This window comes from Ruegeria sp. BHSC037 (genome assembly GCF_059613045.1).
On the sequence record NZ_JBXWRT010000020.1, the window covers coordinates 35,078 to 46,101 of the forward strand.

Sequence of the window (11,024 nt, forward strand, 5' to 3'; positions counted from 1 at the left end):
TTAGAGCCTGTTTTGGAGGCAGATATGCAAAATCCCATCTGGTTTGATTCCACCTTGTGCCTGATCGGCGGCGATTGGGTCGCGAGCGACGACACGCTTGATCTGACCAACCCGTCCGACGGCACGCCGCTCGGCCGAATTGCGCGCGGTGGGGCGCCGCAGATCGATGCCGCCGTGCAGTCCGCGCAGGCCGCGCTGGACGGCGACTGGGGCCGGATGACCGCGCTGGAGCGGGGCCGCATCCTGACCCGTCTTGGACAGTTGGTGCAGGACAGGATCGAGGAGCTTGCGCTGCTCGAAGCGTTGGATGTTGGAAAACCGCTGACCCAGGCGCGCGCCGACGCTCTGGCGCTGGCGCGCTATTGCGAGTTCTACGGCGGTGCGGCGGACAAGGTGATGGGCGAGACCATCCCCTATCTCGACGGCTACACCGTCTATACCCTGCGTGAGCCGCACGGGGTGACCGGCCATATCGTGCCTTGGAACTACCCGATGCAAATCATCGGCCGCTCGGTCGGGGCGGCGCTGGCCATGGGCAATGCCTGCGTTCTGAAACCGGCGGAAGAGGCCTGTCTTACCGCGCTGGCCTTTGCCCATCTGGCAACCGAGGCGGGGCTACCCGCCGGCGCGCTGAACGTGGTTCCCGGCATCGGGGCCGAGGCGGGCGCGGCCCTGTCGGCGCATCCGGGTGTGCATCATATCTCGTTCACCGGGTCCGTGGCGACGGGCGCGCTGGTGCAGCAGGCGGCCGGGCGCAACGTGGTACCGGTGATCCTGGAACTGGGGGGAAAATCTCCGCAACTGGTGTTTGATGATGCCGATCTGGAGGCCGCGTTGCCGTTTCTGGTGAATGCGGGCATCCAGAACGCGGGTCAGACCTGCTCGGCCGGGTCGCGTGTTCTGGTTCAGCGCGGCGTCTATGCCGAGGTCAAGGCGCGCATGGCCGCCGCCTATGCCGACCTGACCGTCGGCCCCGCGACCGAGGATCTGCGCGTTGGGCCGCTGATTTCGGACCGGCAGAAGCAGATCGTGACCGGCTTTCTGGCGCAGGGGGGCGATCTTGAGATCGCAGCACAGGGCCGAATCGTGGATCACGCGCCGCCGGGCGGGGCCTATGTGCGCCCGACGCTGTTTGGGGACGTGCCGCCCGATCATCCGCTGGCGCAGAAGGAAATCTTTGGCCCCGTCCAGGTTTTGATCCCCTTCGACACCGAGGAACAGGCCATTCAAATCGCCAACGGCACCGACTATGGGCTGGTGGCCGGGGTCTGGACGCGGGACGGCGCGCGGCAGATGCGGCTGGCCAAACGGCTGCGCGCGGGGCAGGTGTTCATCAACAATTACGGCGCGGGCGGCGGGGTCGAGCTGCCGTTCGGCGGGGTCGGAAAATCGGGCCATGGCCGCGAAAAGGGGTTCGAGGCGCTGTACGGTTTTTCCCAGTTGAAAACCGTGGCCGCCCATCACGGCTGAGCCGGGCTAGACGATCACTTCGATCGCTTCTTGTTCCCCTACGCCAAAGACGCGCTTGTAGCGCTCGATCTCGTCTTTCGGCCCCATCGCCTTTTCGGGGTTGTCCGACAGTTTCACCGTCGGCCGCCCATTGGCCGAGACCGCCTTGCACACCAGCGAGAACGGCGCCAGCGCATCCCCCGGCACCAGACCGCGGAAATCGTTGGTCAGCAACGTGCCCCACCCGAACGAGACCTTCACCCGGCCCGCGAAGTGGCCGTGCAATTCGCGGATCTTGTCCACATCGAGCCCGTCCGAGAATATGATCCGCTTCTGGCTGGGATCCTCGCCGCGCGATTTCCACCACTCGATGGCGATCTCGGCGCCCTTGGCCGGATCGCCGCTGTCAATGCGGATGCCGGTCCAGCCGGCCAGCCAGTCGGGTGCGCGGTCCAGAAACCCCTTGGTGCCATAGGTGTCGGGCAGGATGATCCGCAGGTTGCCGTCATGTTCGTCATGCCAGTCGCTCAGCACGTCATAGGGCGCGCGGGCCAGTTCTTCGTCGGTTTCGGCCAGCGCCGAATAGACCATCGGCAGTTCATGCGCATTGGTGCCGATCGCCTCGACCTCGCGCCGCATGGCGATCAGGCAGTTCGACGTTCCCGTGAAGGCCGGGCCCAGCCCCTCGATCATCGCCTGCACGCACCAGTCCTGCCACAGGAAGGAATGCCGCCGTCGGGTGCCGAAATCGGCGATGCTGAGGCCTTCGATCGCGCGCAGTTTCTCGATCTTTTCCCAGACGAGGGTCATGGCGCGGGCATAGAGAACCTGAAGCTCGAACCGGCGCATGTCGTTCAGAACCGCGCGTGAGCGGAGCTCCATCAGCACCGCCAGGGCCGGAATCTCCCACAGCATGACCTCGTGCCATTTGCCCTCGAAGGTCAGCTCGTACTGATCGCCGCGGCGTTCGAGGTGATAGGGCGGCAGGCGCAGATTCTCGAACCATTCCATGAAATCGGGGCGGAACATCTGGCGCTTGCCGTAGAAGGTGTTGCCCCGCAGCCAAGTGCTTTCACCCCGGCTGAGGCTGAGCGAGCGGATATGATCGAGCTGTTCGCGCAGCTCGCCCTCGTCGATCAGCTTGGCCAGCGGAACGTGATTCGACCGGTTGATCAGGGAAAACACGACCGTCGTTTGGGGCTTGTTGCGAAACACTGACTGGCACATCAGCAGTTTGTAGAAATCCGTGTCGATCAATGACCGCACGATCGGGTCGATCTTCCATTTGTGATTGTAGACACGGGTCGCGATGTCGACCATGGGGAGCTCCTGCCATTTCCGTTGTTAGATCAATCGGTGCGGTGATTGGCAAGAGTCCCGGATCTGTTAACAATGCCAAGGACAGGTCACAATCCGGGCATAAAGTCCGATCCTTTCGCGATCTAGTGAGGGGGGTGGGATGGGACCAGAAGTTTGTAAGTGGTGAATGAGTCTGACGTACGATTTTGATATTGTAACGATTGCTGAAGAATCCGAGACGGAAAACCCTGAGGCCGGTGCCCAGGTGGCGGGGCGGCATGTCTATGCCGTGTTTCGCGATATCCGCACGGCGGATGCGCTGCGCCGGGCCTCGCCCAGAATCCGCAGGATTTTCGTGGATGCCGGTTTCAGTCTGGAATCCAGACGGACCGGGCTCGAGCGCGATCTGTACCCGGCAGAAGATGCCGAGGCGCGCGCGCTCATCCTGCGCCGGTTGTTCGACAACATTCGGAACCGGGGCGTTCAGGGCCAGTATTGCGGCACGTTCGACATCCTGGCGTTTCTGCAACATGTACGTCGTGCGCAGCCGCTGCCCCGCAGGCCGGTCCAAGAGAGACCAAAGCCGGCCCGGGCCGGTGCCGACGCGAAGAAGACCGCCCGCCGCTCGATCGTGGGCCGGGTCGGGTTCGCGCTGGGGCTGGCAGTCATCCTTTTCGTCGTGCTGAAATATCTGGCGGCCACCGGGGCGACGCCCTGATCAGAGCAGCGCCACACCTGCCGTTTGCATGGCTTGCTCGGCCGTAGCCAGCGACCCGTCTAGGTCGATCGCCCGGCAGGCGTCGGTTCTGACGGTCACGTCAAAGCCCAGCCGGGCCGCATCCACCGCCGAATAATGCACGCAGAAATCGGTCGCCAGGCCCACCAGCGTCAACCGGTCTATCCCACGCGTGCGCAGATAGCCTTCCAGCCCGGTGGGCGTGGTCCGGTCGTTTTCGAAGAAGGCCGAATAGCTGTCGATCGCGCTCCGGAAGCCCTTTCGCAGGATCAGGTCGGCATCGGTGCGCAGGTCGGGGTGGAATTCGGCGCCGGGTGTGCCCTGCACGCAATGGTCGGGCCACAGGACCTGTGGGCCATAGGGCATTTCGACCAGATCATAAGGTGCCTTCCCCAGATGGGATGACGCGAACGAGGAATGACCTGCCGGGTGCCAGTCTTGCGTCAGGATCACCGCGTCGAAATCTGGCATCATGGCATTGATCGGGGCAACGATCTCATCCCCGTTGGGAACCGCCAGTGCGCCGCCGGGGCAGAAATCGTTCTGGACATCGATCACGATCAGGGCATGGGTCATGGCAGCCTCCTTTGCGTGTGCTATCGGTAGGGGGGCGGGCGGTGGTCGTCAATGCGGTCTCTTGCGTTGCGGGGGGCCGCGCATTAGATCGCGGCCATGTACACGATCGCCGCACTGTATCACTTCACCCGTTTTGCCGACCCGGACGCCCTGCGCGCGCCGCTGTTGGAGCTGTGCCGCGCGCAGTCGGTCAAGGGCACGCTGCTTCTGGCGCATGAAGGCATCAACGGCACCATCGCCGGCCCCCGCGCCGGGATCGACGCGGTGCTGGCGCATATCCGGGCGCTGCCGGGCTGTGCCAACCTGGAATGGAAAGAGGCCACCGCCAGCCAGCCGCCGTTTGGCAAGATGAAGGTGCGCCTGAAGAAAGAGATCGTGACCATGGGCCAGCCGGATGTCGATCCGCGCGCCCGCACTGGCCATTATGTCGAGCCGCAGGACTGGAACGATCTGATCCGTTCGGATGATGTGGTGGTTATCGACACGCGCAACGACTATGAGGTGTCGATCGGCACATTCGAAGGCGCAATCGACCCTAAAACGGACAGTTTCCGCGATTTTCCCGCTTGGTGGGAGCAGAACAAGCACAGGTTCCACAACAAGCGCGTCGCCATGTTCTGCACCGGCGGCATTCGCTGCGAGAAATCCACCAACTATCTGCTTGGGCAGGGGGTCGAGGATGTCTACCACCTGAAGGGCGGCATCCTGCGCTATCTCGAGGAGGTACCGCCCGAAGACAGCACCTGGAAGGGTGAATGCTTCGTGTTCGACAACCGCGTGTCGGTGGGGCACGGGCTGGTCGAGGGGCCGCACCAGCTGTGTCATGGCTGCCGCCGCCCGATCCTGCCCCAGGACATGGAGCGCCCTGAATACGAGCATGGCGTGTCTTGCCACCAATGCATCCACGAGACGTCCGAGGCCGACAAGGCGCGGTTCCGCGAACGGCAGAAACAAATCGCGCTGGCGCGGGCGCGAGGCGAAGAGCATCTGGGCGGTCAATAGCGAGTCGCGAAAGCGCTTGTGATGGCGGACGCTTCGGTGAAGGATGGCCGAAGCCGAACCGCCGAGGATGACAGATGCCCGCCGACCCAACCACCTTCGAGGACTGGAAGCCCACATTGCTGGCCGCGCTGGGGCTGATTCTTGTCAGCACGATGGCCTGGTATCTGCTGTCGCATCTGAACGAGGCGACCGCGGGCACCACGATCGGGACCGCCACGACGATCGGGCTGGCGTTTTTGCTGGTGTGGCAGACCTGGTACTACATGACTCGGGTCCGCAACCCCAAGCGGCAGCTGCTGCTGATGGGGATCTCGTTCATTCAGGCGGTGCCGTTCCTGTTTGCAGCCGTCTATGGGTCATATGGGTATCACGACCTGTGTGTCGAGGGCGCGCGCCGCCCCAGCGATGTGCTGTATTTCTCGTATGTCACCTTCACTACGGTCGGGTTCGGCGACCTGCGGCCCATCGGCGTCTGCCGGGCCCTGGCCGTGGCCGAGGCCATCACCGGATATATCCTGCTGGGCCTGTTCGTGGCCGCCGCCGTGGGCCTGTACGGCAGCACCCATCGCGCCCGGCGAAACCACTGACGCTTACTTGTTGCGGTCGATCCACTGTGACATGGCACGTTTGTCGCGAAAGCACTCATCCGGGATCGGGCGGCGCTTGCTGCGCGAAATACGTTCGGCAAATGCCACCTGCTTGCCGGTGGGATAGTTTGCAAAGGGCGACGTGTCCCTTGGTTTGTGTGCTGAAATCCAATCGGACATTGACCTTCGGTCACGCTGCGCTTCGACGGGAATCTCCAGCGCGGCCTGATGGGCGATCGCGCGGGCATAGCGCATCTGCCGATCCGTGACCGGCAGTAGGTGATAGTCGTTTGTGGGCTCCATCCGGGCCGTAATCTGCCGGGACCGTTGCATCGTGCAATCCTCCGATCATGTGGAACATAAATGGAACATTAACCAAATTTTTCAAGTTTTCTTGCGGATTCAGCGGCGGAAACTGGCCGATGCCAGTGTTTTATTGACTGACCAATCAACAACCCTTAACTGCGGTTGGAACCCATTTGCCGCTGGCCTGACCGGCGGCCCCGCAACAAAAGGATCCGCCATGAAATTTCAGCCCTCGGCCAGCCATTTCATCGATGGCGAATATGTCGAAGACACCGCAGGCACCCCGATCGACGTGATCTATCCGGCTACGGGCGAGGTCATCGCCCGCCTGCATTCGGCGACGCCGCAGATCATTGAACAGGCTCTAAACAGTGCAAAACGCGCTCAAAAGACCTGGGCGGCGATGACCGGGACCGAGCGCGGCCGCATCCTGCGCCGCGCCGCCGAAATCATGCGCGAGCGCAACCGCGAGTTGTCGATCCTCGAAACCCATGACACCGGCAAGCCGTTGCAGGAAACGCTGGTGGCCGATGCGACCTCGGGCGCGGACGCGCTGGAATATTTCGGCGGACTGGCCGGGTCGCTGACCGGCGAGCATATCCCGCTGGGCAGCGGTGATTTCGTCTATACCATCCGCGAGGCGCTGGGCGTCTGCGTCGGCATCGGCGCGTGGAACTACCCCACCCAGATCGCCTGCTGGAAGGGTGCCCCGGCGCTGGCATGTGGCAATGCGATGGTGTTCAAACCCTCGGAAACAACGCCCCTGTCAGCGCTGAAAGTGGCCGAGATCCTGATCGAGGCCGGCGCGCCCAAGGGCATCTACAACGTGGTTCAGGGCTATGGCGATGTGGGCGCCGCGCTGGTCACCGACCCGCGCGTGGCCAAGGTGTCGCTGACCGGATCGGTGCCCACGGGCCGCAAGGTCTATGCCGCCGCCGCCGAGGGCATGAAACACGTCACGATGGAACTGGGCGGCAAGTCGCCCCTGATCGTGTTCGACGACGCCGATATCGAAAACGCCGTCTCGGGTGCGATCCTGGGCAATTTCTATTCCTCGGGCCAGGTCTGTTCCAACGGCACCCGGGTCTTCGTGCAGAAAGGCATCAAAGAGGCCTTTCTGACCCGACTGACCGAACGTCTGGCCAAGGTGAAGATCGGCGACCCGATGGATGAGGCCGTGAATTTCGGCCCGATGGTCAGCGAGAACCAGATGAACATCGTTCTGGGCTATATCGAGAAGGGCAAGGCCGAGGGCGCACGGCTGGTCCATGGCGGCGCGCGGCTGGATCGCCCGGGCTTCTACCTTCAGCCAACGGTCTTTGCCGACGTGACCGACGACATGACCATCGCCCGCGAGGAAATCTTCGGCCCCGTCATGTCGGTGCTGGATTTCGAAACCGAAGACGAGGTGATGGCCCGCGCCAACGCCACCGAGTTCGGCCTGGCCGCCGGCGTGTTCACCAACGACCTGACCCGCGCTCATCGCGTGGTGGCCGGTTTCGAGGCAGGCACCTGCTATATCAACACCTACAACCTGGCCCCGGTCGAGGCGCCGTTCGGTGGGTCGAAAATGTCGGGCGTCGGGCGCGAGAACTCGAAGCTGGCGATCAACCACTATTCGGAAATGAAAACCGTCTATGTTTCGATGAACGACGTCGAGGCGCCTTACTAGACGATCCCAAACCGGGATTCCGTCCAACTTGCCCTGTTCCCGACATTTGGGGTCGGGAACAGAGCATACGGTGTCCGCACACTGTGGCTGACTTCTGAAGCAGAGGGGTGACGCGCCCCCGCCAGTCAGGAGAGAAGCCCAATGAGAACCCATGCACAGGCCGTCGTGATCGGAGGGGGCCTTGTCGGTTGTTCGATCCTCTACCATCTTGCCAAGCTGGGCTGGACCGACGTGATCCTGCTGGAACGGGACGAGCTGACCAGCGGTTCAACGTGGCACGCGGCGGCCAACATCCACGGGCTGCACGACAACAACAACGTCACCCGCATCCAGCACTACACGATGAACCTGTACAAGCAGCTGGAAAAGGAAACCGGGCAGGGCTGCGGCGTGTTCCAGCCGGGATCGCTGTATCTGGCCCAGACCGAAGCGCGCGAGCACCAACTGCGTTTGCAAGAGGCCAAGGCGCGGTTTTACGGCCTGAACTTCTATGAAATCAGCCGCGAACAGGCGATGGAGCTGCACCCACTAGCGCAGTTCGACGACATCCGTTGCATCATGTACGAACCCGACGGCGGCAACGTGGACCCCTCGGGCGTAACCCATGCCTATGCCGCCGGAGCGCGCGCGCTGGGGGCCGAGATTCAGCGGTTTTGCCCTGTAATAGGGACTGAACAGCAGCCTGACGGCTCGTGGATTGTGCGCACGGAAAAGGGCGACATCCACACGCAATGGGTGGTCAACGCAGCCGGGTTGTGGGGGCGCGAGGTGGCGTCGCTGGCCGGGCTGGAGCTGCCGCTGCAACCGACCGAACACCAGTATTTCGTGACCGAAGCGATTGACGAGGTGGCAGCTCTCGGCCGCCGGCTGCCCTCGATCGCCGACCGCGACGGCGAATATTACTTCCGGCAGGAAGGCAACGGGTTGCTGATCGGCGCCTATGAGAAAGACATGCGTTTCTGGGCCGAGGACGGCACGCCGCTGGATTTCGCCCATGACCTGTTTCCCGACGATTTGGACCGGATCATGGAGAACGTGATCCGCGCGACCGAGCGTGTGCCGGTGGCCGCGACCGCAGGCGTGAAACGGGTGATCAACGGCCCGATGATCTGGTCGCCGGATTCCAACGCCATCTGGGGGCCGGTTCCCGAGCTGCGCAACTATTTCTGCTGCACCGGTATTATCCCCGGATTCTCGCAATCGGGCGGGCTGGGGCTGTTGGCCGCGCAATGGATGATCGAGGGCGAGCCGCAATACGACATGTTCGCCTGGGATCTGGCGCGGTTCGGCGACTGGGCCGACAAGAAATTCACCAAGGCGCGGGTCGCCGACCAATATTCCCACCGCTTTGCCATCCACTTCCCGAACGAAGAACGCAGTGCCGGCCGCCCCGCTCGTGTGCGCCCTGCCTATGAGATGCAGAAGCAGATGGGCGCGGTCTTCGGCCTGAATTGCGGCTGGGAACACCCGCTGTGGTTCGCCGACCGGCCCGGAACGGTCGAGACCACCGGCTTCACCCGCCAAAACTGGTTCGAACCGGTGGACCAGGAGGCCCGGATGCTGCGTGAAAACGTGGGCGTGATCGACATCTCGAACTTTGCCAATTACGTCATCAAGGGGCCGGGCGCGCATGACTGGCTCGACCGGCTGGTGGCCAACCGGGTGCCGACCGAGGTGGGACGTTCGTGCCTGACCCCGCTGATCTCGGTGCGCGGTGGCGTGGCGGGGGATTTCACCATCACCAAGACCGCCGAGGACGAATACATGATGATCGGCTCGGGCATGGCCGAACGCTATCACCAGCGGTTCTTCAACATGGTGGACCTGCCCGAGGGCACCACCTTCGAAGTCGCCACCAACCGCATCGCAGGCTTCAACGTCGCTGGCCCGAAATCGCGCGAGGCCTTGCAACGGCTGACCAACGCCGACCTGTCGAACGCGGCGTTCCGCTTCATGCGCTCGGCCACGATCGAGGTTGCCGGCGTCACCTGCCTGGCCATCCGCGTCAGCTTCACCGGCGATCTGGGGTGGGAGCTGCACTGCGCCGAAGAGGACCAGACCCGGCTCTATGCCGGGCTGTTGGAAGCCGCGCGGAAGTTCAACGGAGGACCCGTGGGCAGCCGCGCGCTGGGCTCGCTGCGGATCGAGAAAGGCTATGGATCGTGGGGCCGCGAATACAGTCAGGAATACTGGCCGCAAGAGGTCGGGCTGACGGGGCTCATCAAGCTCGACAAGGATTTCCTGCACAAGGACGCCTACCTGTCCGTCCGCGACAATGCCCCGCGCGAGGTGCTGTCGATCTTCGAGGTCGAGGCCATCCACGACGCGGATGCCAGCGGAGGCGAGCCGATCTTTACCCCCGACGGCACGCCGGTCGGTCGGGTGACCTCGGGCACCTATGGCTATTCGGTCGGCAAGTCGCTGGCGCTGGGCTTCCGCAACCCGCAGGTCGCCCAGCCGGGTGACGAGGTCGAGGTTTTCATTCTCGGAAAGCCCCACAAGGCGAGGGTCCTGGAAGAGCCGCCATTTGACCCCCAAGGCGCCCGCCTGCGCGGGTGAGCGCGGAAAGCGAGGACCGCATGACCGACACCTTCCCCCGCGTCGCCGACTTTGCCCTGAACCGCAGGCCCGAGGACATGCCCGCCAGCGCCCTCGACGCGGCCGCGCTGATGATGCTGGACACGATGGGCATTCTCATCGCCTCGGGACCGATGGAGGCCGGGGTGATCGCGCGGGACACCGCGGCGCTGCTCTACGCCTCGACCGATCCGCGCTTCTCGGCGCGGATGCTGTTCGACGGGCGCCAGGTCAGCTTGGCGGGGGCGGCCTATGCGGCGGCGACGCAGACCGACAATCTCGACGGGCACGACGGCTACAACCCGACCAAGGGGCATATCGGTGTCGTGGCAATACCCGCGCTGTGCGCATTGGCCGAGCACTGCCCTGACCTGTCCGGACCCGATGCCTTGGCGGCCGTCATCACCGGCTACGAAATCGCGGGCCGCGCGGGTATCACGTTGCACGCCACCGTCAGTGACTATCACACCTCGGGGGCGTGGAACGCACTGGGCGTCGCGGCGATGGCGGCCCGCTTGCGGGGCCATTCATCCGACCAGTTGCGCCAAGGCCTTGGCATTGCCGAATATCACGGCCCCCGCAGCCAGATGATGCGCGAGATCGCCAACCCAACCATGCTGCATGACGGCTCGGGCTGGGGCGCGCTGGTGGGAATGTCGGCGGCAATTCTGGCCGAGCGCGGCTTTACCGGCGCCCCTGCCATCACCATCGAGGAGGACCGCGCCGCACCCTATTGGCAGGACCTCGGCACGTTTTGGCAGATGGAACATCAATATGTGAAACCCTATCCGATCTGCCGCTGGGCCCATGCCGCCATAGA

At 63.7% G+C, this 11,024-nt stretch carries 10 protein-coding genes; 7 read left to right on the forward strand and 3 right to left on the reverse strand.

The annotated features are described in order from the left end of the window. The first annotated feature begins 24 nt into the window (after positions 1-24). Positions 25-1,470, forward strand: a complete 1,446-nt coding sequence (locus tag AC2FMN_RS16590) for an aldehyde dehydrogenase family protein (RefSeq protein WP_496689545.1) — start codon at positions 25-27, stop codon at positions 1,468-1,470. 6 nt (positions 1,471-1,476) lie between these two features. Here AC2FMN_RS16590 and pncB read toward each other — a convergent pair whose 3' ends face one another. After that, entirely contained in the window at positions 1,477-2,769 is a 1,293-nt protein-coding gene (gene pncB / locus AC2FMN_RS16595) for a nicotinate phosphoribosyltransferase (RefSeq protein WP_496689547.1), read from the reverse strand. A 166-nt stretch (positions 2,770-2,935) separates the two neighbouring features. Between pncB and AC2FMN_RS16600 the strand changes: the two genes are divergently transcribed. Continuing rightward, on the forward strand, positions 2,936-3,466 hold the full coding sequence (locus AC2FMN_RS16600; protein ID WP_496689549.1) for a hypothetical protein: 531 nt from the start codon (positions 2,936-2,938) through the stop codon (positions 3,464-3,466). Here AC2FMN_RS16600 and pncA read toward each other — a convergent pair whose 3' ends face one another. Next, entirely contained in the window at positions 3,467-4,060 is a 594-nt protein-coding gene (gene pncA, locus AC2FMN_RS16605; protein ID WP_496689550.1) for a bifunctional nicotinamidase/pyrazinamidase, read from the reverse strand. 96 nt (positions 4,061-4,156) lie between these two features. Here pncA and trhO point away from each other — a divergent pair, with 96 nt between their 5' ends. Further along, positions 4,157-5,062 (forward strand): oxygen-dependent tRNA uridine(34) hydroxylase TrhO, encoded by a 906-nt coding sequence (trhO, locus tag AC2FMN_RS16610; RefSeq protein WP_496680021.1) that lies wholly within the window; start codon positions 4,157-4,159, stop codon positions 5,060-5,062. Positions 5,063-5,136: 74 nt separating this feature from the next. Further along, complete coding sequence (locus AC2FMN_RS16615) at positions 5,137-5,649, forward strand: potassium channel family protein (RefSeq protein ID WP_496680019.1); 513 nt, start codon at positions 5,137-5,139, stop codon at positions 5,647-5,649. Between the two features lie 3 nt (positions 5,650-5,652). Here the strand turns inward: AC2FMN_RS16615 and AC2FMN_RS16620 are convergent, their stop codons facing one another. Then, positions 5,653-5,982, reverse strand: a complete 330-nt coding sequence (locus tag AC2FMN_RS16620) for a hypothetical protein (protein ID WP_496689552.1) — start codon at positions 5,980-5,982, stop codon at positions 5,653-5,655. Positions 5,983-6,172: 190 nt separating this feature from the next. On the opposite strand from AC2FMN_RS16620, the gene betB reads away from it, so the two are divergent. From betB to AC2FMN_RS16635, 3 genes are all read left to right on the forward strand, one after another. Further along, on the forward strand, positions 6,173-7,627 hold the full coding sequence (gene betB, locus AC2FMN_RS16625; protein WP_496689553.1) for a betaine-aldehyde dehydrogenase: 1,455 nt from the start codon (positions 6,173-6,175) through the stop codon (positions 7,625-7,627). 141 nt (positions 7,628-7,768) lie between these two features. After that, entirely contained in the window at positions 7,769-10,186 is a 2,418-nt protein-coding gene (locus tag AC2FMN_RS16630; protein WP_496689555.1) for a GcvT family protein, read from the forward strand. A 20-nt stretch (positions 10,187-10,206) separates the two neighbouring features. Then, positions 10,207-11,024: MmgE/PrpD family protein (locus AC2FMN_RS16635; RefSeq protein WP_496689557.1), on the forward strand; the 818-nt coding region annotated here is incomplete at its 3' end.